The following is a 22,797-nucleotide window of genomic DNA, read 5'->3' on the forward strand; positions in this document are numbered from 1 at the left end:
TGTCTGTCGGGTCGTGACGGCGCGGCGGCTTGGGCCGCGCCGGATAGCGGGGGGCGGGCCTCAGCGGGCGGCGTCTTCCAGGGCGGCCACCGCGGGCAGGGTCTTGCCTTCCACGTACTCGAGGAAGGCGCCGCCGCCGGTGGAGATGTAGGAGACGCGGTCCTCGATGCCGTACTTGTCGATGGCCGCGAGGGTGTCGCCGCCGCCGGCGATGGAGAAGCCGGCGCTCTCGGCGATGGCCCGGGACAGCGCCTCGGTGCCGTGGCCGAACTGGTCGATCTCGAACACCCCGACCGGGCCGTTCCAGAGGATGGTGCCGGCGTCCTTGAGCAGGCCGCCCAGGCGCCCGGCGGTCTCGGGGCCGATGTCGAGGATCATCTCGTCATCGCCCACCTGGTCGACGGGCTTGACCACCGCCTCGGCGTGCTCGGAGAATTCGGTGGCCACCACCACGTCGGTGGGCAGCGGGATCTCGACCTTGGCCATCAGCGCCTTGGCCGTCTCGATCAGGTCGGCCTCGTGGAGCGACTTGCCGACGTTGTAGCCGGCCGCGGCGATGAAGGTGTTGGCGATGCCGCCGCCGACGATCAGCTGGTCGCACTTCTCGGAGAGGGCGTTGAGCACCTCGAGCTTGGTGGAAACCTTGGAGCCGCCGACGATCGCCGCCATCGGCCGCTTCGGGGTGGCCAGCGCCTTCTCGAGGGCGTCGAGCTCGGCGGCCAGCAGCGGGCCGGCGCAGGCGGTCGGCGCGAAGCGCGCCACGCCGTGGGTGGAGGCCTGGGCGCGGTGGGCGGTGCCGAAGGCGTCCATCACGAAGACGTCGCACAGCGCGGCGTAGCGCTTGGCCAGGGCCTCGTCGTCCTTCTTCTCGCCGCGGTTGAAGCGCACGTTCTCGAGCAGCACCACCTCGCCGTCGGCCACCTCGAGCCCGCCGTCCAGGTAGTCCGCGACCAGGCGCACCGGGCGACCCAGCAGCTCGCCCAGGTGGTCGGCCACCGGGGCCAGGGAGAACTCCTCGGCGGGCTCGCCCTCGGTGGGGCGGCCCAGGTGGCTCATCAGCATCACCCGGGCGCCGGCCTCGAGCGCCGCCTGGATGGTCGGCAGGCTGGCCCGCAGGCGGGCATCGCTGGTCACCTTGCCGTGCTTGACGGGCACGTTCAGGTCCTCGCGGATCAGCACTCGCTGGCCGCTGAGGTCGAGGTCGGTCATCTTGCGCACGTTCATGGAAGCAGGTTCCTCGTCTGGAAAAGCCGAAGGGATGTCATCTGTCGGGGGAACCGGTCGGGGCCGGGGGAAGGCGGGCCAGCCGCCGGGTGACATCGAGCATGCGGCTGGCGAAGCCCCACTCGTTGTCGAACCAGCACAGCAGCTTGATCAGGTGGCCGCCGGCCACCCGGGTCTGGGTGGCGTCCACGATACCGGAGCGCGGATCGTGGTTGAAGTCGACCGAGGCCACCGGCTCCTCGGTGTAGCCGAGCAGCCCCGAGAGCCGCCCGCGACTCGCCTCGCGCAGCAGGGCGTTGACCACCTCGGCCGAGGTGTCGCGGCGCACGCAGATCGACAGGTCCATGGTCGAGACGTTGATCGTCGGCACGCGCACGTGCAGGCACTCGAAGCGTCCCGCCAGGTGGGGCATCAGGCGATTGATACCGCGTGCGAGGCCCGTGTCGACCGGCACGATGGAGTGCATCGCCGAGCGGGTCAGGCGCAGGTCGGTCTGGTGGTAGGCGTCGATCACCGGCTGGTCGTTCATCGCCGAGTGGATGGTGGTAGTGACGCCGTGCTCGATGCCCAGCGCCTCGTCGAGCACGGTGAGCACCGGCACCAGGCAGTTGGTGGTGCAGGAGGCCGCCGAGACGATGCGGCACGCGGCCGTCAGGTCGGCATCGTTGATGCCGGTGACGATGGTGGCGTCGACGTCGCTCTCGGCGGGCTGCGAGAACAGCAGCCGCCCGGCGCCGGCGGCCAGGTGGGCCTCGGCGGTGGCGCGATCCTTGAAGCTGCCGGAACACTCCAGCACCAGGTCGATGCCGAGTTCGCCCCAGGGCAGCCGCGTCGGGTCGGGCTCGCAGAGCACGCGGATCGACCGGCCGTTGATCACCAGCCGGTCGCCGTCGACCTCGACGCTGCCCGGGAAGCGGCCGTGGGTGGTGTCGTAGCGGGTCAGATAGGCGATGGTGGCGAGGTCCGAGAGCTCGTTGATCGCCACGATCTCCAGGGCCGGGCCGTCGTGGCGGACCGCCTCCCCCTCGATCAGGGCGCGCAGCACGCACTGGCCGATGCGGCCGTAACCGTTGATGGCGATGCGAAGGGCCATGAGGGGGCGAGGGACTCCGTAGCCGGGAAACAGAAACGGCGATTCTAGCGCATCTCGCCCCCGAGCGTCTGCTGCATGGGCCGAGAGCCGCTCAGCCGCCCATCAGCCGCCAGGCCAGCGGCAGGAAGAGTGCGCTCAACAGGCCGGTCAGGCTCATGCCCAGCGAGGCGAAGGCGCCGGCGACCGGGCCGATCTCGAAGGCGCGCACCGTGCCGATGGCGTGGCCGTTGAGCCCTAGGGCCAGACCGATGAGGCGCTCGTCGCGGATGCTGAGCAGCCGCGCGCCCAGGCTCACGAAGCCGACGGCCGCCACCCCGGTGATCAGCAGGCCGCCCATCATCAGCGAGACCGGGCCGCCGATCTGGGCGTTGATGCCCAGCGCGATGGGCGCGGTGACCGGCTTGGGGGCGAGCGCGGAGAGGATCTCGGGCGGGGCGCCCAGCCACCAGGCGATGCCCACGGCGTAGGCCGCGGCGAGCGCCACCGCCGCCGGCAGGCAGGCCAGCAGCGGGCGCCACAGGGCGAGGATGCGGGGCATCTGCTGGTGCAGCGGCAGGCCCAGCGCCACGGTGGCCGGCCCCAGCAGGAGCATCAGCCAGGCGGCGCCGCGGCGGTAGTCCGCGTAGTCGATGGAGAGCAGCGCCAGCACACCGCGAGCAGCAGCGCGGCGGCGAGGATCGACGGGCACCAGGCGGGCGCACCGAGGGCCCGGAGCAGCCGGGCGCCAGCCGCCTGGGCGGCGAGGGTCAGGGCGATGGCCAGCAGCGGCGTGGTGAGCAGGTGATCGAGCAGCGCCGTCATGCGTCGCCCTCCTTGGCAGCGGGCGGCTCGCCCATCAGGCGGCGCATCAGCGCGAGGGTCGTCATCACGCTGAGCAGGGTGCCGCCGATCAGGGCGGCGAGGATCGCCGTCCACTGGCCCTCGAGCGCGTCGAGTAGGAAGAAGACCCCCACCACCCCGGGCAGGATCAGCAGCGCCAGCACCGCGATCAGCGGCTGGGCGGCGGCGATGTCGTCCAGGCCCCCGCCGTGGAACCGCAGCCAGGCGGTGAGCAGCAGCAGGCCGACCACCCCGGCGGAGACCGGCAGGCCGGTAAGGGTGACCAGGGACTCGCCGAGCAGCAGAAAGCCGAGCAGCCACAGGAAGCCGCGCAGAGCGGGCATGGCAGGTCCTTGTCTTGGTGCGCGTTGGCAACGCGGGTGGCGGGCGCCTCGCGCCCCCTTGAAAAGCGTCGAAGCGCTCCTATTGTGCAGATTATCGGGGCGATGTCAGCCGTCATGGCGCTTCCCCCGATCATCGACACGAGGTCACTCAGCGTAGGAGGTGTTCGTGATGTTCGGAGATCTCAGGCGTTTCGATACCCGCCGGCCCCAGGGCGAGGACTGGTTCCGGCAATGGCTGGACGGGATGCTGCCCGAGGCGGGGGCCGCGCATATCCGCTCGGTGCCCCGCGGCAGCTTCCCGATGATCAACGTGGGGCGCACCGACGATGCGGTTCGGGTCTACGTGTTCGCTCCCGGCCTCACCGCCGAGGCGCTCGAGGTGAGCGTGCAGGACAACGTGCTGACCGTCTCGGGCCGGCGCGAGTCGGCGGTCGCGGATGCGGGCGAAGGCTCGCGTACCGACTTTCGCCGGGAGCGCTTCCAGGGCGAGTTCAGCCGTTCCCTGGCGCTGCCGGAGGGCCTGGACGTCGAGCGGGCCGAGGCGCGCTTCCGCGACGGGGTGTGCGAGGTGCTGCTGCCCAAGCGCGAGGAGCTCAAGCCGCGGCGCATCGAGATCCAGGCGTCGTAGACGGGTCGTGTGATCACTTAGTCCTAGGAGGTGAACGAGATGAACGATGTGACTCGCCATGAGGCTTCCCAGGCGCCGGCCGAGGAAGCCCTGCTGCCCCCGGTGGATATCTTCGAGGAGGACGACGCGCTGCACTTGGTGGCCGACATGCCTGGCGTGACCCTTGAGTCGCTGCGGGTTGAGGTGGACAACGACGTGCTGAGCCTGGAGGGCGAGGTGCGCCTCGAGATGCCCGAGGGGCTGAGCGCGATCTACGCCGAGCTGCGCGCCCAGCGCTACGCGCGCCGCTTCACCCTGAGCCATGAGATCGATGCCGAGGCCATCCAGGCGCGCATCGACAACGGCGTGGTGACGCTGGTGCTGCCGCGCAAGCGCACCCATCGCCGGCGTCGCATCGAGGTCACGGCGGCTTGAGCGGGCGCTAACCCGGGAGCCGTCGGGGGCCTGGTCAGAGCGGTCAGGTGCCCGTCGGCTCTCCTTGCGCGATGGTTTTCTCCTAGGCTGGAAAGGGCGACGTCGCACACCAGAACGTCACGCACCACGGAGAGGACCACCATGAGCGATATCATCACGCGGCTCGGCGACGAGGCCGACGACCTGCTGGGGCACGTCTGCCGCGGCGTGCCCGCCGAGACGATCCACCCGCCCGGCCCGGACTTCGTCGACCGGGTGATGGCCCAGAGCGACCGCCGTCCCCACGTGCTGCGCAACATGCAGGCGCTGTTCGACCACGGCCGCCTGGCCGGTACCGGCTACCTCAGCATCCTGCCGGTGGATCAGGGCATCGAGCACTCGGCAGGGGCCTCCTTCGCGCCGAATCCGCGCTACTTCGACCCGGCCAACATCGTTGAGCTAGCCCTCGAGGGCGGCTGCAACGCCGTGGCCTCGACCCTTGGTGGGCTGGCCTCGGTGGCGCGCCGCTATGCCCACCGGATCCCGATGATCCTCAAGCTCAACCACAACGAGACGCTGAGCTATCCGGCGATCTACGACCAGACGCCATTCGCCCAGGTCGATCAGGCCTTCGAGATGGGCTGTGTGGCGGTGGGGGCGACCATCTACTTCGGCTCCCACGAGAGCCGCCGCCAGATCCAGGAGGTCAGCGAGGCCTTCGAGCGCGCCCATGAGCTGGGCCTGGTCACCGTGCTGTGGGCCTACCTGCGCAATCCCGCCTTCAAGCACGAGGGCACCGACTACCACCTGGCCGCCGACCTCACCGGCCAGGCCAATCATCTGGCCGCCACGCTCAAGGCGGACATCGTCAAGCAGAAGCTGCCCGAGACCAACGCCGGCTATCGGGAGATCGGCTTCGGGCACACCCACGAGCGGGTCTACAGCGACCTGACCTCGGATCACCCCATCGACCTGGCCCGCTACCAGGTGGCCAACTGCTATCTGGGGCGCGCCGGCCTGATCAATTCCGGCGGCGGCTCCAAGGGCGCCTCCGATCTCGGCGAGGCGGTGCGCACCGCGGTGATCAACAAGCGCGCCGGCGGCATGGGGCTGATCTCCGGGCGCAAGGCCTTCCAGAAGCCCACCGCCGAGGGCATCGCGCTGCTCAACGCCATCCAGGACGTCTACCTGGACGAGGCCATCACCCTCGCCTGAGGGCGCCGGTTCGGAGGGGCCGGGCATCCGCTTTCAGGCTCAAGGGCAGAGGCCCACGAAAAAGGGCACGGCGTGTGCCGTGCCCTTTTTTCGCTCTGCGCTGGCGCCGCGATCAGTCCTCGGCGTCGTCCAGCAGCTGCTCGGCCTCGTTCACCAGGTTCTCCACGGTGAAGCCGAAGTGCTGGAACAGGTCGCCGGCCGGCGCGGACTCGCCGAAGGTGTCCATGCCGAGGATGCGACCCTCGAGGCCCACGTACTTGTACCAGAAGTCGCGGTGGCCGGCCTCGATGGCGATGCGGTTGCCCACCTCGGCCGGCAGCACCTGCTGGCGGTAGGCGGCGTCCTGGCGATCGAAGGCGTCGGTGGAGGGCATGGAGACCACGCGCACCGCGCGACCCTGCGCCTCGAGCCGCTCCGCGGCGTCCATGGCCAGGCCGATCTCGGAGCCGGTGGCGATCAGGATCAGCTCCGGCGTGCCTTCGCTGTCCTTCAGGACATAGCCGCCGCGCTGGATGTCGGCCAGCTGCTGCTTGCTGCGCGCCTGGTGGGGCAGGCCCTGGCGCGAGAAGATCAGCGCGGTGGGGCCGGAGCGACGCTTGAGGGCGGCGTTCCACGCCGCAGCGGTCTCCACGGCGTCACAGGGACGCCAGGTGGCCAGGTTGGGCGTGGAGCGCAGGGCGGTCAGCTGCTCGATCGGCTGGTGGGTGGGGCCGTCCTCGCCCAGGCCGATGGAGTCATGGGTGAAGACGTGGATGGCCTGCTGCTTCATCAGCGCGGCCATGCGCACGGCGTTGCGCATGTACTCGGAGAAGATCAGGAAGGTCGCGCCGTAGGGCACGAAGCCGCCGTGCAGGGCGATGCCGTTCATGATCGCGGCCATGCCGAACTCGCGCACGCCGTAGTGCAGGTAGTTGCCGTCGGGGGCCTCGGCGCTGATCGCCTGGGCACCCTTCCAGAAGGTCAGGTTGGAGGGCGCCAGGTCGGCGCTGCCGCCGAGCAGCTCAGGCAGCTGCGGGCCGAGCTCGTTGAGGCAGGCGAGCGATGCCTTGCGGCTGGCGACGCTCTCGCCCTTGGCCTGGGCCTCCTCGACCATCGCCTCGCTGGTCAGCGCCGCCGGCAGCTCGCCCTTGAGGCGGCGCTGCAGCTCGCGAGCCTCCTCGGGGAAGGCCTCGGCGTAGCGCGCGAAACGCTCGTCCCAGGCGTCCTGGCGGGCCTGGCCGCTTTCGGTGGCGTCCCAGCCCCGGTAGATCTCCTCGGGCACGTGGAAGGGGGCGTGGGGCCAGTCGAGCCGCTTGCGGGCGGCGGCCACTTCCTCCTCGCCCAGCGCGGCGCCGTGGCACTCCTCCTTGCCCTGCTTGTTGGGCGCGCCGAAGCCGATAATGGTCTTGCAGATGATCAGGCTCGGCTTGTCGTCGTGGCTCTTGGCCAGCTCGATGGCGGCCTTGATCTCCTCGGGCTTGTGGCCGTCGACGTTGGGCACCACGTGCCAGCCGTAGGCCTCGAAGCGCTTGGCGGTGTCGTCGGTGAACCAGCCTTCCACCTCGCCGTCGATGGAGATGCCGTTGTCGTCATAGAAGGTGATCAGCTTGCCCAGCTTCTGGGTGCCGGCCAGCGAAGCGACCTCGTGGGAGATGCCTTCCATCAGGCAGCCGTCGCCGACGAAGCACCAGGTGTGGTGATCGACGACGCTGTGACCGGGGCGGTTGAACTGCGCCGCCAGGGTGCGCTCGGCGAGCGCCATGCCCACGGCGTTGGCCAGGCCCTGGCCAAGCGGGCCGGTGGTGGTCTCGACGCCCGGCGCGTAGCCGTACTCCGGGTGGCCGGCGGTCTTGGCATGCAACTGGCGGAAATTCTGCAGCTCCTCGAGGCCCAGCTCGTAGCCGGTCAGGTGCAGCAGCGAGTAGAGCAGCATCGAGCCGTGGCCGTTGGAGAGCACGAAACGGTCGCGGTTGGGCCACTGCGGATCGGCCGGGTTGTGGACGAGATAGTCGTTCCACAGCACCTCGGCGATGTCGGCCATGCCCATGGGCGCGCCGGGATGGCCGGAATTGGCCTTCTGGACGGCATCCATGGACAGGGCACGTACGGCATTGGCCAGTTCGAAACGGGACGGCATGGGAAGCTCCTCGCCTGCGGCAGAATGAAGGCCACGACACGGTCGGGCCAGGGGGAGTGGCCGGACGTGGCTTCTGGCTGGGTGACGCCGCGGGACGGGGCGGCGCGGTCAAATTCGGGCGGCTATTGTCGCCGACTTGCCGCCCTGCATCAAATCGCGGATGCCCGGGGGGGCCGCAGCGTGTAGACTTCGCGACTGCCTATTGCCGATATAAAGAGGGCCGAGGACGCCATGAGCGAATACTCCCTGTTCACCTCCGAATCCGTGTCCGAGGGACATCCGGACAAGATCGCGGACCAGATTTCCGATGCGGTGCTCGATGCCATCATCGCCCGGGACAAGAACGCCCGGGTGGCCTGCGAGACGCTGGTCAAGACCGGCGTGGCAATCGTCGCCGGCGAGATCACCACCTCGGCCTGGGTCGACCTCGAGGCGCTGGTGCGCGAGGTGATCACCGGCATCGGCTATACCTCCTCGGACGTCGGCTTCGACGGCATGACCTGTGGCGTGCTCAACCTGATCGGCAAGCAGAGCGTGGACATCGCCCAGGGCGTCGACCGCGCCAAGCCCGAGGATCAGGGCGCCGGCGATCAGGGCCTGATGTTCGGCTATGCCACCAACGAGACCGACTCCTACATGCCGGCGCCGATCCACTACGCGCATCGGCTGGTGGAGCGTCAGGCCGAGCTGCGCCGCCACGGCCTGCTGCCCTGGCTGCGCCCGGACGCCAAGAGCCAGCTCACCTTCCGCTACGACGAGCAGGGCAAGCCCTGCGCCGTGGACGCGGTGGTGCTCTCCACCCAGCACGACCCCGAGGTCGACCAGGAGGAGCTGCGTGAGATGGTCAAGCGCGAGATCATCGAGGAGGTGATCCCCGCCGAGTGGCTGACCGAGGCCACCCGCTACCATATCAATCCCACCGGCACCTTCGTGATCGGCGGGCCGGTGGGCGACTGCGGCCTGACCGGGCGCAAGATCATCGTCGACACCTACGGCGGCATGGCCCGCCACGGCGGCGGCGCCTTCTCCGGCAAGGACCCCTCCAAGGTCGACCGTAGCGCCGCCTATGCCGGTCGCTACGTGGCCAAGAACCTGGTCGCCGCCGGGCTCGCCGACAAGTGCGAGATCCAGGTCTCCTACGCCATCGGCGTGGCCGAGCCCACCTCGGTCTCCGTCAACACCTTTGGCACCGGCAAGGTCGACGACGCCCGGATCATCGAGCTGGTGCGCCAGCACTTCGATCTGCGCCCCAACGCCATCACCCGCATGCTCGACCTGCTGCACCCCATGTATCAGCTGACCGCGGCCTACGGCCACTTCGGTCGCGAGCCCTTCGAGGCGAGCTACCGCTGGATCGATACCCAGGGTGAGGAGCACATCGAGACCTTCATGGCCTTCCCTTGGGAGAAGACCGACCGGGCCGCCGCCCTGCGTCAGGCCGCCGGCCTCTAGGCGATCGCCCGAGACGATGACGGGCCCCGCTGGCACTGCCGGCGGGGCCCGTTTCGTTGGTCGAGTGCTATGGTCAAGGCAGTCCATTAGCAGGAGCCGCCATGGCCTCCCGAGTCCCGGCCGGTCGTTTGCTGGCCTTTTCTCTGATTCTGTCCCTGGTACTTGCCTTCGTCCTGGCGAGCCTTCCGGCGCGGGCCGCGACCTGCCCGGGCGGTGCCGGGGCGGAGGCGCCGGCCGAGGCCGAGGTCGTCGCCCTGGCGGAGCGGCTGGCCGAGTGGGACGACGCCTACTATCGCCGCGGCGAGTCCCCGGTCAGCGACGCCCTCTATGACCAGGCCCGTCGGCAGTTCGAGGCCTGGCGGCGCTGCTTTCCCGACCGGGCAACCGAGGCGTCGGTGCCGAGCCACCTCGAGGGTGAGGCGCGCCATCCCGTCGCCCAGACCGGGCTCGCCAAGCTCGAGGACGCGGCCGCGGTGCGCCGCTGGCTGGCGCGCCGCGACGACGTCTGGCTGCAGCCCAAGGTGGACGGTGTGGCGGTGACCCTGGTCTATCGCGACGGCCGGCTGGTCCGGGCGATCAGCCGCGGCGATGGCCGCCACGGCCAGGACTGGACGGCGGCGGCACGGCGCATTCCCACCGTGCCCGCGCGGCTGCCGGAGGCGGTCGATGCGCTGCTGCAGGGCGAGCTCTATCGGCGCCTCGAGGATCATGTCCAGGCCGAGGCGGGCGGCGTCGGGGCGCGCAGCGAGGTGACCGGGTGGCTGGCCCGCGAAGCGCTGTCCAATAAGGCGGCGGCGCGCATCGGGCTCTTCGTCTGGGACTGGCCGGACGGTCCGTCCGCCATGCGCGAGCGTCTCGCGGGGCTCGAGCGCCTGGGTTTCGCCGAGAGCGTCGCGCTAACACATCGGGTCACGACCTTTGAGGAGGTGAGCCGCTGGCGGGAGCGCTGGTATCGCGGCCCGCTGCCCTTCGCCACCGACGGCGTGGTGCTGCGCCGGGGCAGCCGCCCGGCCGGAAAGGAGTGGCAGGCCGAGTCGCCGGACTGGGCCGCGGCCTGGAAGCATCCGCCGCGGGAGGCCTTGGCCGAGGTGCGCGGGGTGGAATTTCGCATCGGTCGCACCGGGCGCATCACGCCGCTGCTGCACCTGATGCCCGTCGCCCTGGACGGCCGCACGATCCGCCGAGTCAGCGCCGGCTCGCTGGAGCGCTGGCGCGAGCTCGACATCCGCCCCGGGGATCGGGTGGTCATCGCCCTGGCCGGCCTGACCATCCCCCGACTCGACGGCGTGGTGTGGCGCGCCACCACACGCCCGAGCCTCTCGCCGCCCGCGGCGGCGGACTACCATGCGCTGAGCTGCTGGCGGCACGCGCCCGGCTGCGAGGCGCAGTTCCTCGAGCGCCTCGCCTGGCTCGGCGGCCCCGAGGGGCTCGACCTGCGAGGCGTTGGCCCCGGCACCTGGTCCGCCCTGATCGAGGCGGGGCTGATCACCAACCTGCTGGACTGGCGGGCCCTGGACGCGCCGGCGTTGCGCCGCGCCCACGGCATCGGCGAGGCGCGAGCCGCGGCCCTGGTGGCGGCCTTCACGGGCACGCGTGCGGCGCCGTTTTCTCGCTGGCTGCAGGCGCTGGGCGCTCCGCCCGGCGTCGAGGCCGCCCTGCCGGCGGACTGGACGACGCTGACGGCATGGCGCCGTCGTGACTGGCGGGCGCTGCCCGGTGTGGGACCCGATCGCGCCGCGACGCTGGTCGACTTCTTCGCCCATCCCGAGGTGCGGGCGCTGGCGCGGCGACTGGGCGAGGCGGGTACTGACGGTTTCTAAGGCGGGACGGTTTCTAGGGCGGAAGGGCTTTTAGCCGGGTCCCTTTTTGGGGCGCCAGGAGGAAGCCCTGCGTTGGTTGTCCGGGATTCCGCTCACTGCCTATAGTGAAGGTCACGCTCTTCACCGGGAAAGAGGTGACGCATGAACCACCCCGCCGTATCCGCCCCCCTCACCAACGACTGCAAGGTCGCCGACCTTGCGCTCGCCGACTGGGGCCGCCGCGAGATCCGCATCGCCGAGACCGAGATGCCCGCGCTGATGACCCTGCGCGAGCAGTACCGCGACCAGCAGCCGCTGGCCGAGGCGCGCATCGCCGGCTGCATCCACATGACCATCCAGACCGCGGTGCTGATCGAGACCCTGGTGGACCTGGGCGCCACGGTGCGCTGGTCGTCGTGCAACATCTTCTCCACCCAGGACCACGCCGCCGCCGCCATCGCCGCCGCGGGCATCCCGGTGTTCGCCTGGAAGGGCGAGAGCGAGGAGGAGTTCTGGTGGTGCATCGAGCAGACCGTGGAGGGCCCCGATGGCTGGACGCCCAACCTGGTGCTCGACGACGGCGGTGACCTGACGGCGCTGCTCCACGAGAAGCGCCCGGAGCTCCTGGATGCCATCCACGGCATCAGCGAGGAGACCACCACCGGCGTGCATCGCCTGCAGGAGATGCTGCGCGACGGCCTGCTCAGGGTGCCGGCGATCAACGTCAACGATGCCGTCACCAAGTCCAAGAACGACAACAAGTACGGCTGTCGCCACTCGCTGAACGACGCCATCAAGCGCGCCACCGACCATCTGCTGGCCGGCAAGCAGGCGCTGGTGGTGGGCTATGGCGACGTGGGCAAGGGCTCGGCCGCCTCGCTGCGCCAGGAGGGCATGATCGTGCGCATCGTCGAGATCGACCCGATCTGCGCCATGCAGGCCTGCATGGATGGCTTCGAGGTGGTCTCGCCCTACCGGGAGGGGATCAACCGGGGCGAGGCGAGCATCGATGGCGAGCTGCTCGCGCGCATCGACCTGGTGGTGACCGCCACCGGCAATATCCACGCCTGCGACGCGGCCATGCTCCGGGCCCTGAAGCGGGGCGCGGTGGTCTGCAACATCGGCCACTTCGACAGCGAGATCGATACCGCCTACATGCGTCGCCATTGGCACTGGGAGGAGGTGAAGCCCCAGGTGCACCAGATCTATCGCGACGCCAAGCCGGGCCAGTTCGACCCCGACAGCCGCGACTATCTGATCCTGCTCGCCGAGGGGCGCCTGGTGAACCTCGGTAACGCCACCGGCCACCCCTCGCGGGTGATGGACGGCTCCTTCGCCAACCAGGTGCTGGCGCAGATCCACCTCTATGACGGGCGCTTCGCCGAGCTGCCCGAAGGGGATCGCCGCGATGCCCTCGGCGTCTCGGTGCTGCCGCGTCACCTCGACGAGGAGGTGGCGCGCTACATGGTCGAGGGCTTCGGTGGGGTGGTCACGCGCCTCACCGAGGAGCAGGCCGACTACACCGGCGTGGCCGTCGACGGCCCCTACAAGCCCGACGCCTACCGCTACTGATGGCGCGCGGTCGCCAGGCGAATCACGAGAGCCCGGCGACGCGCATCATCAGCGTCAGGTAGAACGGGATCAGCAGCGGCGCGGCCAGGGTGGTGATCAGCACCGCCAGGGCCCCCTTCTCCGGTGCGATGCCGAGCTCCATGGCCACCACCACCACGTTGGCGGCCATGGGGACCACCCCGATCAGCAGCAGCGCCAGAGCCAGCTCGCCCGGCAGCGGGACGAACGCCTGGAGCCCCATCACCCCGGCGAGCGCCAGCAGTGGCCAGAAGCCGTAGCGGATCGCCAGGCAGGCGCCGATGAAGCGCCAGTCGAGCTGGCGAATGCTCACCCGTCCCAGCGTCATGCCGATGATCATCATGCCGAGCAGGGTGTAGGTGGCGGGGAAGGCCGCCAGTCCCTCCAGCACCGCGTCGGGCAGGGTGATGTCCGCCCCGCTGACCAGCAGCGCGGCGAGGAAGGCGTAGATCAGCGGCAGCCGGGCGATCTTGGTCAGGCTCTGGCGCACCGAGAACTGCCCCCGGGCGCTCAGGTAGAAGCCCACCGTGAACTCGTAGAGGGTCACCCCCAGCACGCCGAAGAGATAGAGCGTCACTCCCTGGGGCGGCAGCAGCACCAGCGCCACCGGCAGGCCGAAGTAGCCGGTGTTGCCGGTGCCGGAGGAGAAGGCCAGCAGGGCGCTCTCCTGGGCGGCGAAGCCGTGTCTCGCCAGCCGGTGGACGACCACCGCGATCAGGCTCGCCACCGCGAACAGCGCGGCGGTCAGCAGCAGGTAGCCGGGCGTGGGGCCGCCCAGCACCAGACCGCGGAAGAAAGTCAGCGGGGCGATCAGGTAGATCAGCAGGGTGGCGACGGGGCGCGGGTCCACCGCCAGGCGGCGGGCGGCCAGCCAGCCCAGGCCGATGTAGGCGAGCAGCGTCCAGAGGGGGCCCATCAGGGTGCCGGGGTCGATCGAGGTCATGTCCTTCCTTGGCTCATGGCGGTCGCGTGCGCGTCTCTGTATGAAAAGGATTGATGTTGCGTCGCGTATCTTTCATTAGTCGGCGGATCGGCCAGGGGTCAGAATAGCCTCAATATGCACCGTTTTCATGAGGTCAGCCGATGAGCACGCAGGAACACCCGCTGGGGATCAGCTTCGAGTTCTTCCCGCCCAACACCGACGCCGGGCGCGAGAAGCTCCTCGGCGTCCGCGATGCCCTGGCCGAGCGCGCGCCGCGCTTCTTCTCGGTCACCTACGGCGCCGGGGGCTCCACCCAGGCGCGCACCCTGGATACCGTGCGCAGGGTGCGCGAGTCGGGCTTCACCACCGCGCCGCACCTCTCCTGCATCGGCAGCGACAAGGGCGCACTGCGCGAGCTGCTGGCGCACTACCGGGAGGACGGCATCGACAGCCTGGTGGCGCTGCGCGGCGACCTGCCCTCCGGCATGGGCGGAAGCGGCGTCGGCCAGCTGCGCTATGCCAACGAGCTGGTCGAGTTCATCCGTGAGGAGACCGGCGACCACTTCGAGATCGCCGTGGCCGCCTACCCCGAGTCCCACCCCCAGGCGCCGAACTTCGAACGCGACCTGGAGAACTTCGCCCGCAAGGTGAAGGCCGGCGCCAACCTCGCCATCACCCAGTACTTCTTCAGCGCCGAGGCCTACTTCCACTTCGTCGAGCGGGCCCGCGCCCTGGGCGTCGAGGCGCCCATCGTGCCGGGCATCATGCCGATCACCAACTACGCCAAGCTGGCGCGCTTCTCGGACGCCTGCGGGGCCGAGATCCCGCGCTGGATCCGCAAACAGCTCGAGGCCTACGGCGACGACGGCGAGGCGATCGCGGCCTTCGGCGAGGAGGTGATCTCGCGGCTCTGCCAGCGCCTGCTCGACGGCGGTGCCCCGGGCCTGCACTTCTATACCCTCAACCAGGCGACCCCCTGCCTGCGCATCCTCGACAACATCACCGGCTGAGGGAGTCATGGCCGGGCGTGGAGGCCGGCTGCACTTCCCTTTCTACGTCGGCCTCAACCAGGCGGCCCCTTGCCTGCGCATCCTCGATAACATCACAGGTTGAGGGAGTCATGGCCGGGCGTGCAGGCCGGCTGCACTTCCCTTTCTACGTCGGCCTCAACCAGGCGAAGCCGGTGCTGGGTATCCTCGACAACATCACCGGCTGACGCTGCTATGTCGCAACGCAACGGGCCCCGCCAGTGGCGGGGCCCGTTGCGTTCAAGGGCGCTGCGTTTCAGCGCTCACCGCCCTCAGCCGGGCTGCGCTCAGCCGGTGGCGACGGCCTTGTCGCCCCCGCCGTGGCGGCCGCGCTGCAGGAAGAACATCAGCGCGCCGATGGCCAGCCCAGCGACGTCCGAGTAGATGCCGCCGTAGATCATGCATACGGCGCCGATCAGCATCACCAGCCGCTGCCAGGCCTTGACCGGCCCGAAGAACCAGGCCTGCACGGTGGCGGCCAGCATCACGATGCCGAGCGTCGCAGTCACGCCCACGCGCAGGATCTGCATCCAGGAGCCCTCCATCAGCATCGCCGGGCTGTAGAAGAACATGAAGGGCACGATGAAGGCCGCCAGGCCGATCTTGAACGAGGCCACCGAGGTGCCCATGGCGTTGTCGCCGGAGATGCCCGCCGCCGCGTAGGAGGCCAGCGCCACCGGCGGGGTGATCGCCGAGACCACCGCGAAGTAGAACACGAAGAAGTGCGCCACCAGCGGCTGGATGCCGATGTTGATCAGGCCCGGGGCGACCACCGAGGCGGCCACCGCGTAGGCGGCGGTGGTCGGCATACCCATGCCCAGCAGGATCGAGATGCACATGGCGAAGATCAGCGCCAGCAGCTGGCTGACGCCGGCGAGGCCGAGCAGCAGCGAGGAGAAGCGCGCGCCGACCCCGGTCAGCGAGATCACGCCGACGATCAGCCCGGCGCAGGCGCACACGGCGATGATCTGGATGGCCATGGTGCCGGCCAGCTGCAGCGCGCGCAGAATCGCCGGGATGCCCATCTTGTGGGGCGAGAACCAGCTCACCACGGCGGCCGAGGCGGTGGCCAGGGTGCCGGCGCGGATCACCGAGTAGCCCATGAACAGCGCGGCGATCAGGATGATGATCGGCGCGAACAGGTAGACCTGCTTGATGAGCCTGGAGAACAGCGGGATCTCCTCCTTGCGCATGCCGCGCATGCCCTTGCGGGCCGCCTCGAAGTCGACCATGCAGTAGATCGACAGGAAGTAGAGGATGGCGGGAATCAGCGCCGCCACGGCGATCTCGGTGTAGGGAATGCCGGTGATCTCGGCCATGATGAAGGCGCCGGCGCCCATGATCGGCGGCATGATCTGCCCGCCGGTGGAGGCGGCGGCCTCGATGGCCCCGGCGCTTCTGGCCGGGTAGCCGACCTTCTTCATCAGCGGGATGGTCAGCGAGCCGGTGGAGACCACGTTGCCGGCGCTGGTGCCGTTGATCATGCCCATCAGGCCCGAGGCGAAGATCGACACCTTGGCGGGGCCGCCACGGGCCCGGCCGGCGGCGGCAAAGGCGAAGTTGACGAAGTAGTCACCGACCTTCGAGGCCTGCAGGAAGGCGGCGAAGATGATGAACAGGATGATGTAGGTCGAGGAGACCGCGGTGGTCGGCCCGAGAATGCCGGCGTCGGTGTAGACCTGGCTGAAGAAACGGCCCACCGAGAGCCCAGGGTAGCCGAGGAAACCCGGCAGGTAGGGGCCGGCGAAGACGTAGATCAGGAAGATGGCGGAGATCACCACCAGTGCCAGGCCGGCGACGCGGCGGGTCAGCTCGAGGATCAGCAGCGAGCCGGCGATGGCGGCGTAGGAGATGCCCATCGGCGCGAAGGAGGTGCCGGTGGCGGCGCGCAGGGGGCTGTTGAACATCACCAGCAGGTAGCCGGCCACGGCCAGCGCACAGACCATCAGCACCAGGTCGGCCGGCGACAGGCGGTGGCGGAACTGGCGATAGCTCCAGGAGAGCAGGATGCCGGCCACGGTGGCGAGGATCAGCGGGTAGCCGAAGTGCCAGGCCTCGATCGCCGGATCGATGCGCATGGCACCGCCGCTCATCGCCTGGTACATCATCACCACCCGCACCAGGGCATAGACGGCCGGGATCAGCAGCGCATAGCTCACCCAGGAGAGCCAGGCGGGCGAGGGGCGGTGCTCCTCGTCGGCGAAGCGCGTGCCGGCGTAGAGGCCGTAGCCGAGGATCAGCGCGCCGGCGATGTGCACGATGCGAAACGACCAGGTCTCCAGCGGATAGACGTTCAGCGAGATCAGGTGAAAGCTGGAGTAGGCGATGGCCAGGGCACCGAAGAGCAGCCACTGCCAGCCGGTATAGAGTCGCCTGTTGGACTCCACGGCGGCGTCGTCGACGCCCTCGGCGTTGACCGTCTCGACGACGTCGTCATGCGGGGCGTCGTCACGGGATTCGGGGGTATGGGACATGGATGGCACCCTTGAGGGGTTGTCGGAGGAGCAAGGGAACGGTGCCCCGCCGCGCTCGTGGCGCGACGGGGCCGGTCGGGTCAGCAGATCAGAGCTTCAGGTCGGCCGGGATCTCGTAACCGTTCTCCTCGTACCAGCGCACGGCGCCCGGGTGGAAGGGCAGTACCTTGTTGTACTTGATGTTCTCCGGGATGCTGGTCGCGGCGCTGCGGTGGACGTCGCGCATGCGGTCGTTGTTCTCCATGCTCAGCTTGGTGACCTCGTAGACGAAGTCCTCCGGCAGGCCGCAGTTGGCGATGGTGAAGTTCCACATGGACACGGCGCGGGCATCCTCTCCGAGGGTCTGGTAGGTGCTGGCCGGGATCTGGAACTCGGAGACCGGGAAGGCCTCGAGCACCGTCTGCTGCTCCTCCTCGGTGAACTCGATGATGTTGACGTCGGTCTGCACTTCGAGCTGGCTGACGGCCGGGATCGGGATGCCGGCGGCGAAGGCGATGACGTCGATCAGGCCGTCCTGCAGCTGGCCGCCGAGGTCGGACCAGCCGCCGTTGCGGCGATCGAACTCCACGCCCAGGGTCTCGAGCATGGCCGGGAAGTAGGTGTCGGAGGTGGAGGCCGCCGGGCCGAAGCCGATGCGCGCGCCGTCCGGGATGTCGTCGATCGAGGTGATGCCGCTGTCGGCCAGCGCGGTGATCGAGAAGGGCGTCTCATACATCGGGAAGAGCGCACAGACGTTGTCCATGGACAGGCCGGGGGCGAGCGGGCTCTCGCCGGCCAGTGCCTCGGCGGCCGGCCCCATGGTAGTCAGGCCCAGGGCGACGTCGCCGCCATGCACCAGCGCCATGTTCTGGGTCGGGCCGCCGGTGACCTCGCCGCCGCCGGAGATGCCGAGCTCGTCGGCGATCAGGTTGGCCCAGCCGGAGCCGTAGACGAAGTAGGTGCCGCCCTGGCTGGCGGTGCCCACGGTGAAGCTCTCCGGCCAGTCGCTGCGATCCGACTGGGCCGAGGCCGAGGCGGTCACCAGCAGGGTGCCGGCCAGCGTTCCGGCCAGGGTGCCGACGAGGATCCGTGAGGTTGCGTTGCGCATGGCGTATCTCCTGTTAGGCGTTGCTCTTGTTGAGTGCCCGGGCGTTCGGTCCCGGTGCTGCATGCCGTCGGCCCCAGTATGGTCACCGGGTGGGTGACCTGCCGTGATCCAGGCCGGTGTGGCATCAACGCCCCTACAGCAGCAATCGCCGTGCCCGAGTGGTTTTATTATTTTATATTCAGTGATTTAAGAAGATGTCGTTCGACCTTGGTCGAAGCGAGGCAGGCGCGTCGGGGCCGGGATCCCGCACGGGGCGGGCCTCGAAGTGTGCGGATATCCGCACGGCAGGGCGGGGCGCAATGGAGGTCAGGCCGCGATGGCGGGGGGCGAGGCCAGCGCGGCGGTCAGGCGGCTGGCCTGATGGAGGTCGTTCATCAGCGAGGAGGCGAGCCAGGGATCCAGGCGCTGGTGGCGCAGCCGCTCGGCCAGCTCGTGCTGCCAGTGGCGGCGGACCTCCTCGAGGGGCGCGCCGATATCGGCGGCGGTCGGGTCGTTGGCCAGCCGGGTGAGGCCCTCGGCGACGGCCAGGCGCAAGTCGTCATGGGCCTCGCGCAGGGGGCTCGACGCCGCGGCATGGCGCAGCAGGCTGCGCTGCAGCACCTCGCCGAAGCGCACCGCCTCGACCAGGCGCAGCGTGCGGGCATAGAGGGCCTCGAGGCGTGCCTCTTGGGCCTCGGTGAGGGGCATGTCGATGCGCGAGTAGAAGTCGAGGATCTCCGCCATCAGCGGCTTGATGCGCTCGTGGTAGCGCGTGTTCACCGGCGACCAGGCCTCGGGATCGATGGGCGCCTCGATCACGGCACGGCTGGGCGGATGGCCGATCACCTCGCCGCTCGGTACCAGCAGGGCCGAACCGAGCAGGTGGTAGGTGCGTCGCTCCAGGCGCCGGCACTCCTGCTCGATGGCCGCCAGCGCCGTATCGGCGTGCTGCAGGGCGGTGGCGTCCAGGTAGCGCGCCTGGGACGGCGAGAGCCGCGCCGGCTCGGGAAAGAGGCGCTCCAGGCGCGCCGCGAGCCTTGGAATGAAGGGCAGCATCAGCACGATGCCCAGCCCATTGAAGAGGGTGTGAAAGAGCGCCAGTTTCAGCGGCCAGGCGTCGGGGGCGAGCCCGATCAGCTCGGCGATCCGGTCCACCAGCCCGGCCATCGGCAGCAGCAGCGCCAGGGCCACGGCCGCCGTGACCAGATTGAAGATCACGTGGGCCCCGGCCAGGCGGCGGCCGGCCGTGCTGGCACCGAAGGCGCCGATTACTGCGGTCACGGTGGTGCCGATGTTGGCGCCGATGGCGATGGCCAGCGCCGGCAGGTAGGGCAGCTGGCCGGAGGCCAGCGCGGTGAGGGTGATCAGCAGGGTGGCGTGGCTGGACTGCATGACCACGGTGGCCGTGACGCCGAACAGCACCAGCAGCGGCCAGTGCCAGAGGCGCTCGCCGGCCAGGCCGTCGAGCGACAGGCCGTCCTGCCAGGTCTCGAAGCCGAGCTTCATGAAGTCGATGCCGAGCAGCAGCAGGCCCACGCCGAGCAGCAGGCCGGCGAGGCCGGCGCGACTGCCCTGCAGCAGCCGCGAGCCCAGCAGCCCCAGGGCCAGTAACGGCATGGCGTACTGGGCGAGGCTCGCCTTCAGGCCGAGGCCGGCGATCAGCCAGGCGCCAGTGGTGGTGCCGAGATTGGCGCCGAACAGCAGGGCGATGCCGGCCGGCAGCGCCACCAGGCCGGCGCCGACGAAGGACATCGCCAGCAGGGTGACCAGCGAGCTGGACTGCACCAGGGCGGTGGCCAGGGCGCCCACGGCGATGGCCCGCGAAGTGCGCCGGGTGGCGGCATGGAGCCAGCGATCCAGGGTGCCGCCGGAGAGGCGCTTGATGGCCTGCTCCAGGTGGGTCATGCCCCACAGGAAGAGCCCCAGCCCGGCGGCCAGGGTGGCGATGTCCAGTCGCGCGACCAGCAGGGCCGCCGCGGTGGCGAGCCCGAGCAGTTCCAGCATCGGGCGCCGGGCGGTGAGGGCCGCGCTCGCTCCCTGGCCCATGTGCGCCTCAGCGTCCCTTGGGGTCGAGGATCTTGACGGTCTGCAGGTCGGAGGTCTGCTGCTCCTCGCGCTCGCGATTGACCCGGGTCTCGAGCTCGGGGGGCGCCTCGTCCTCGATGGGCAGCTGCTCGAAGAAGTCGCAGCTGACGCAGTCGCGGTAGCGCACGCCGTTCTGCTCCCAGGCGCGGATGCGATCCATCTCGGCGCAGCGCGGGCAGATGGCGCCGGCGATAAAGCGTTTCTGGACGGTCATGAAGGGCTCCGGTCGATGGGGGATGGCGCGTTCAGGCGGCGCGGATGTGCTGCCATTCTGCCTCGGCGCAGATCGGGCAGAAAGCGCGGGTAGATGGCGCCGGTAAAAAGCGGGAGACGACACTTGTGTCGTCTCCATGGGGATGACCGCCGGGAGGCCCCGGCGGTCGGGTCGCTCAGGCTGCCGTCTCAGGCAGCTCTGATGCCGCTGTGGCGAAGCAGCGGCTCGACGCTGGGCTCGCGGCCGCGGAAGGCGCGGAACAGCTCGGCGGCGTCGCGGGAGCCGCCGCGCTCGAGGATCTCGGTGCGAAAGCGCCGCCCGGTCTCGGGGTCGAAGATGCCGGCCTCCTCGAAGGCGCTCCAGGCATCCGCCGAGAGCACCTCGGCCCACTTGTAGCTGTAGTAGCCCGCCGCATAGCCGCCGGCGAAGATGTGCCCGAAGCCGTTCTGGAAGCGGTTGAAGTCGGCCCGCGGCACCACCGAGATGGCGTCGCGCACCGCGTCGAGCAGCGCCTGGATCTCGGCGGCCGAGGGCGCGGCCTTGTCCCGGTGCAGGCGGAAGTCGAACAGCGAGAACTCCAGCTGGCGCACCATGCCCATGGCGGACTGGAAGTTCTTGGCCGCAATCAGCTTCTTGAACAGTGCCTCGGGCAGCGGCTCGCCGGTGTCGACGTGGGCGGCGATCAGGTCCAGGCCCTCGCGCTCCCAGCAGAAGTTCTCCATGAACTGGCTGGGCAGCTCCACGGCGTCCCAGGCCACGCCGTTGATGCCGGAGATGTCGGCGACGGTCTGGCGCGTCAGCATATGGTGCAGGCCATGGCCGAACTCGTGGAAGAGGGTGGTCACCTCGTCGTGGGTCAGCAGCGCCGGGGCGTCGCCGACCGGGCGGGTGAAGTTGCAGGTCAGGTAGGCCACCGGCAGCTGGACCTCGCCCTCCTCCAGGCGGCGCACCCGGCACTCGTCCATCCAGGCGCCGCCGCGCTTGCCCTCGCGGGCGTAGAGGTCGAGGTAGAAGCCGGCGATGGGCGTGCCCTGCTCGAGGATCTGGAAGTAGCGCACGTCGGGGTGATAGCGGGGCGCCGTCTCGTCCTCGACGAAGCTGACCTCGTAGAGGCGCTCGACCACCCGGAACAGGCCGTCCACCACCTGGGGGGCCGGGAAGTAGGGGCGCAGCTGCTCATCGGAGATGGCGTAGCGCGCCTCGCGCAGCTTCTCGCTGGCGAAGCCCACGTCCCAGGGCTCGAGCGCCTCCATGCCCAGCTCGTCGCGGGCGAAGGTGGCAAGCTCGGCGTACTCCTCGCGGGCCTGGGGCACGGCGCGTGCGGCCAGGTCCTCGAGGAAGGTGATCACCTGCTCGGGGGACTCGGCCATCTTGGTGGAGAGCGAGTAGTCGGCGTAGTCGACGAAGCCCAGCAGCTCGGCTAGCTCGTGACGCAGGGCGAGGATCTCCTCCATCACCGGGGCGTTGTCGTACTCGCCGGCGTGAGGGCCCTGATCCGAGGCGCGGGTGACGAAGGCGGTGTAGACCTCGCGGCGCAGCGCGCGATCCTCGGCGTAGGTCATCACCGGGAAGAAGCTCGGGAAGTCCAGGGTGATGCGATAGCCGGCGAGGCCCTTGGCCTCGGCGTTGGCCTTGAGGGTCGCCAGGGCGCTCTCGGGCAGCCCGGCCAGGCGGCTGTCGTCGGCGAGGTCCAGCTGCCAGGCCTGGGTGGCGTCCAGCAGCTGGTTGGAGAAGGTGTTGGAGAGCTCGGAGAGGCGCGCCTTGATCTCACCGTAGCGCTGCTTCCGCTCGGCGGGCAGGTCGACGCCGGCCAGGCGGAAGTCGCGCAGGGCGTTCTCCACGGTGCGCCGCTGGCCCTCGTCGAGGGTCTCCCAGGCCGGACCGTTTTGCAGCGCCTGCCAGGCGCGGAAGAGCCCCTCGTGCTGGCCGATCCAGGTGCTGTAGTCGGAGAGCTTGCCCAGGCAAGCCTGATAGGCCTCGCGCAGCTCGGGGCTGTTCATGGTGCCGTTGAGGTGCGAGACCGGCGACCAGGCGCGAGCCAGCTGGTCGTTCAGGGCCTCCAGCGGGGCGGCCAGGTTCTCCCAGGTCGGGGGCGTCTGCTCGGCGCTCGCCACGAGCGCCTCGATGGCGGCGCGATTCTCCGCCAGCAGTTCCTCCACGGCCGGCACCACATGCTCGGGCCGGATCGCGTCGAAAGGGGGCAGGTCGTGGGAGTCGAGCAAGGGGTTGCTGGGCATGCGCACCTCGGATCGGGAATGATGGATGTGTCGTAGATGCGGGCGGTCGTGCCGGCTTTCAATATGCTAGGCTTGCGCCCTTTTCAGGCTCGCAGGAT

Annotated in this window: 19 protein-coding genes; 7 read left to right on the top strand and 12 right to left on the bottom strand. The window is 69.8% G+C overall.

The genetic code is table 11. From position 1 onward, the window contains the following. Positions 1-60 precede the first annotated feature (60 nt). From ABE957_RS16010 to ABE957_RS16030, 5 genes are all read right to left on the bottom strand, one after another. Positions 61-1,224, bottom strand: coding sequence for a phosphoglycerate kinase (locus ABE957_RS16010; protein ID WP_349759669.1), 1,164 nt, complete (start codon positions 1,222-1,224; stop codon positions 61-63). Between the two features lie 37 nt (positions 1,225-1,261). Then, positions 1,262-2,317 carry a type I glyceraldehyde-3-phosphate dehydrogenase gene (locus tag ABE957_RS16015; protein ID WP_349759670.1) on the bottom strand — a complete coding sequence of 352 codons (1,056 nt, stop codon included), beginning with the start codon at positions 2,315-2,317 and terminating at the stop codon, positions 1,262-1,264. Between the two features lie 91 nt (positions 2,318-2,408). Beyond that, positions 2,409-2,966, bottom strand: a complete 558-nt coding sequence (locus ABE957_RS16020) for an LrgB family protein (RefSeq protein WP_349759671.1) — start codon at positions 2,964-2,966, stop codon at positions 2,409-2,411. Further along, positions 2,909-3,118, bottom strand: coding sequence for a hypothetical protein (locus ABE957_RS16025; protein ID WP_349759672.1), 210 nt, complete (start codon positions 3,116-3,118; stop codon positions 2,909-2,911). The genes ABE957_RS16020 and ABE957_RS16025 overlap by 58 nt, the downstream gene beginning before the upstream one ends. Next, positions 3,115-3,480 carry a CidA/LrgA family protein gene (locus ABE957_RS16030; RefSeq protein WP_349759673.1) on the bottom strand — a complete coding sequence of 122 codons (366 nt, stop codon included), beginning with the start codon at positions 3,478-3,480 and terminating at the stop codon, positions 3,115-3,117. Before ABE957_RS16030 ends, ABE957_RS16025 begins: the two co-directional genes overlap by 4 nt. 169 nt (positions 3,481-3,649) lie before the next feature. On the opposite strand from ABE957_RS16030, the gene ABE957_RS16035 reads away from it, so the two are divergent. From ABE957_RS16035 to ABE957_RS16045, 3 genes are all read left to right on the top strand, one after another. After that, positions 3,650-4,108 (top strand): Hsp20/alpha crystallin family protein, encoded by a 459-nt coding sequence (locus ABE957_RS16035; protein ID WP_349759699.1) that lies wholly within the window; start codon positions 3,650-3,652, stop codon positions 4,106-4,108. A gap of 39 nt (positions 4,109-4,147) precedes the next feature. Then, entirely contained in the window at positions 4,148-4,522 is a 375-nt protein-coding gene (locus ABE957_RS16040; protein ID WP_349759674.1) for an Hsp20/alpha crystallin family protein, read from the top strand. A 141-nt stretch (positions 4,523-4,663) separates the two neighbouring features. After that, on the top strand, positions 4,664-5,716 hold the full coding sequence (locus ABE957_RS16045; RefSeq protein ID WP_349759675.1) for a class I fructose-bisphosphate aldolase: 1,053 nt from the start codon (positions 4,664-4,666) through the stop codon (positions 5,714-5,716). A 112-nt stretch (positions 5,717-5,828) separates the two neighbouring features. Here ABE957_RS16045 and tkt read toward each other — a convergent pair whose 3' ends face one another. Next, complete coding sequence (gene tkt, locus ABE957_RS16050; protein WP_349759676.1) at positions 5,829-7,832, bottom strand: transketolase; 2,004 nt, start codon at positions 7,830-7,832, stop codon at positions 5,829-5,831. 231 nt (positions 7,833-8,063) lie between these two features. Between tkt and metK the strand changes: the two genes are divergently transcribed. The 3 genes from metK to ahcY all read left to right on the top strand — a co-directional run bounded on the left by metK (position 8,064) and on the right by ahcY (position 12,655). Further along, the gene (metK, locus tag ABE957_RS16055; RefSeq protein WP_349759677.1) at positions 8,064-9,284 is read left to right on the top strand and encodes a methionine adenosyltransferase; all 1,221 of its coding nucleotides are present in this window, start codon (positions 8,064-8,066) and stop codon (positions 9,282-9,284) included. 101 nt (positions 9,285-9,385) lie between these two features. Then, positions 9,386-11,104 (top strand): NAD-dependent DNA ligase LigB, encoded by a 1,719-nt coding sequence (gene ligB, locus ABE957_RS16060; protein WP_349759678.1) that lies wholly within the window; start codon positions 9,386-9,388, stop codon positions 11,102-11,104. Positions 11,105-11,245: 141 nt separating this feature from the next. Next, positions 11,246-12,655 carry an adenosylhomocysteinase gene (ahcY, locus tag ABE957_RS16065; RefSeq protein ID WP_349759679.1) on the top strand — a complete coding sequence of 470 codons (1,410 nt, stop codon included), beginning with the start codon at positions 11,246-11,248 and terminating at the stop codon, positions 12,653-12,655. Between the two features lie 22 nt (positions 12,656-12,677). Here the strand turns inward: ahcY and ABE957_RS16070 are convergent, their stop codons facing one another. Further along, positions 12,678-13,616, bottom strand: a complete 939-nt coding sequence (locus ABE957_RS16070; protein WP_349759680.1) for an AEC family transporter — start codon at positions 13,614-13,616, stop codon at positions 12,678-12,680. Between the two features lie 140 nt (positions 13,617-13,756). Here ABE957_RS16070 and metF point away from each other — a divergent pair, with 140 nt between their 5' ends. After that, positions 13,757-14,605 carry a methylenetetrahydrofolate reductase [NAD(P)H] gene (gene metF, locus ABE957_RS16075; RefSeq protein WP_349759681.1) on the top strand — a complete coding sequence of 283 codons (849 nt, stop codon included), beginning with the start codon at positions 13,757-13,759 and terminating at the stop codon, positions 14,603-14,605. Between the two features lie 305 nt (positions 14,606-14,910). Here metF and ABE957_RS16080 read toward each other — a convergent pair whose 3' ends face one another. From ABE957_RS16080 to prlC, 5 genes are all read right to left on the bottom strand, one after another. Further along, positions 14,911-17,097, bottom strand: a complete 2,187-nt coding sequence (locus tag ABE957_RS16080) for a TRAP transporter permease (RefSeq protein WP_349759682.1) — start codon at positions 17,095-17,097, stop codon at positions 14,911-14,913. Positions 17,098-17,185: 88 nt separating this feature from the next. Then, on the bottom strand, positions 17,186-18,184 hold the full coding sequence (locus ABE957_RS16085; RefSeq protein ID WP_349759683.1) for a TAXI family TRAP transporter solute-binding subunit: 999 nt from the start codon (positions 18,182-18,184) through the stop codon (positions 17,186-17,188). Positions 18,185-18,490: 306 nt separating this feature from the next. After that, positions 18,491-20,209: a Na/Pi cotransporter family protein gene (locus ABE957_RS16090; RefSeq protein ID WP_349759684.1), complete on the bottom strand. Its 1,719-nt coding sequence runs from the start codon at positions 20,207-20,209 to the stop codon at positions 18,491-18,493. A gap of 7 nt (positions 20,210-20,216) precedes the next feature. Then, positions 20,217-20,462, bottom strand: coding sequence for a YheV family putative zinc ribbon protein (locus ABE957_RS16095; protein WP_349759685.1), 246 nt, complete (start codon positions 20,460-20,462; stop codon positions 20,217-20,219). Positions 20,463-20,650: 188 nt separating this feature from the next. Then, positions 20,651-22,699, bottom strand: a complete 2,049-nt coding sequence (gene prlC / locus ABE957_RS16100; RefSeq protein ID WP_349759686.1) for an oligopeptidase A — start codon at positions 22,697-22,699, stop codon at positions 20,651-20,653. Between the last annotated feature and the right edge of the window lie 98 nt (positions 22,700-22,797).

Source organism: Halomonas pelophila, from assembly GCF_040196315.1.
Classification (GTDB): Bacteria; Pseudomonadota; Gammaproteobacteria; order Pseudomonadales; family Halomonadaceae; genus Halomonas; species Halomonas pelophila.

Excerpts from the sequence above, each read along its gene's own strand:
- ABE957_RS16010 (WP_349759669.1), bottom strand. The coding sequence starts at position 1,224 with ATGAACGTGCGCAAGATGACCGACCTCGACCTCAGCGGCCAGCGAGTG.
- ABE957_RS16015 (WP_349759670.1), bottom strand. The coding sequence starts at position 2,317 with ATGGCCCTTCGCATCGCCATCAACGGTTACGGCCGCATCGGCCAGTGC.
- ABE957_RS16025 (WP_349759672.1), bottom strand. The coding sequence starts at position 3,118 with ATGACGGCGCTGCTCGATCACCTGCTCACCACGCCGCTGCTGGCCATC.
- ABE957_RS16030 (WP_349759673.1), bottom strand. The coding sequence starts at position 3,480 with ATGCCCGCTCTGCGCGGCTTCCTGTGGCTGCTCGGCTTTCTGCTGCTC.
- ABE957_RS16035 (WP_349759699.1), top strand. The coding sequence starts at position 3,650 with ATGTTCGGAGATCTCAGGCGTTTCGATACCCGCCGGCCCCAGGGCGAG.
- ABE957_RS16040 (WP_349759674.1), top strand. The coding sequence starts at position 4,148 with ATGAACGATGTGACTCGCCATGAGGCTTCCCAGGCGCCGGCCGAGGAA.
- ABE957_RS16045 (WP_349759675.1), top strand. The coding sequence starts at position 4,664 with ATGAGCGATATCATCACGCGGCTCGGCGACGAGGCCGACGACCTGCTG.
- tkt (WP_349759676.1), bottom strand. The coding sequence starts at position 7,832 with ATGCCGTCCCGTTTCGAACTGGCCAATGCCGTACGTGCCCTGTCCATG.
- metK (WP_349759677.1), top strand. The coding sequence starts at position 8,064 with ATGAGCGAATACTCCCTGTTCACCTCCGAATCCGTGTCCGAGGGACAT.
- ligB (WP_349759678.1), top strand. The coding sequence starts at position 9,386 with ATGGCCTCCCGAGTCCCGGCCGGTCGTTTGCTGGCCTTTTCTCTGATT.
- ahcY (WP_349759679.1), top strand. The coding sequence starts at position 11,246 with ATGAACCACCCCGCCGTATCCGCCCCCCTCACCAACGACTGCAAGGTC.
- ABE957_RS16070 (WP_349759680.1), bottom strand. The coding sequence starts at position 13,616 with ATGACCTCGATCGACCCCGGCACCCTGATGGGCCCCCTCTGGACGCTG.
- metF (WP_349759681.1), top strand. The coding sequence starts at position 13,757 with ATGAGCACGCAGGAACACCCGCTGGGGATCAGCTTCGAGTTCTTCCCG.
- ABE957_RS16080 (WP_349759682.1), bottom strand. The coding sequence starts at position 17,097 with ATGTCCCATACCCCCGAATCCCGTGACGACGCCCCGCATGACGACGTC.
- ABE957_RS16085 (WP_349759683.1), bottom strand. The coding sequence starts at position 18,184 with ATGCGCAACGCAACCTCACGGATCCTCGTCGGCACCCTGGCCGGAACG.
- ABE957_RS16090 (WP_349759684.1), bottom strand. The coding sequence starts at position 20,209 with ATGGGCCAGGGAGCGAGCGCGGCCCTCACCGCCCGGCGCCCGATGCTG.
- ABE957_RS16095 (WP_349759685.1), bottom strand. The coding sequence starts at position 20,462 with ATGACCGTCCAGAAACGCTTTATCGCCGGCGCCATCTGCCCGCGCTGC.
- prlC (WP_349759686.1), bottom strand. The coding sequence starts at position 22,699 with ATGCCCAGCAACCCCTTGCTCGACTCCCACGACCTGCCCCCTTTCGAC.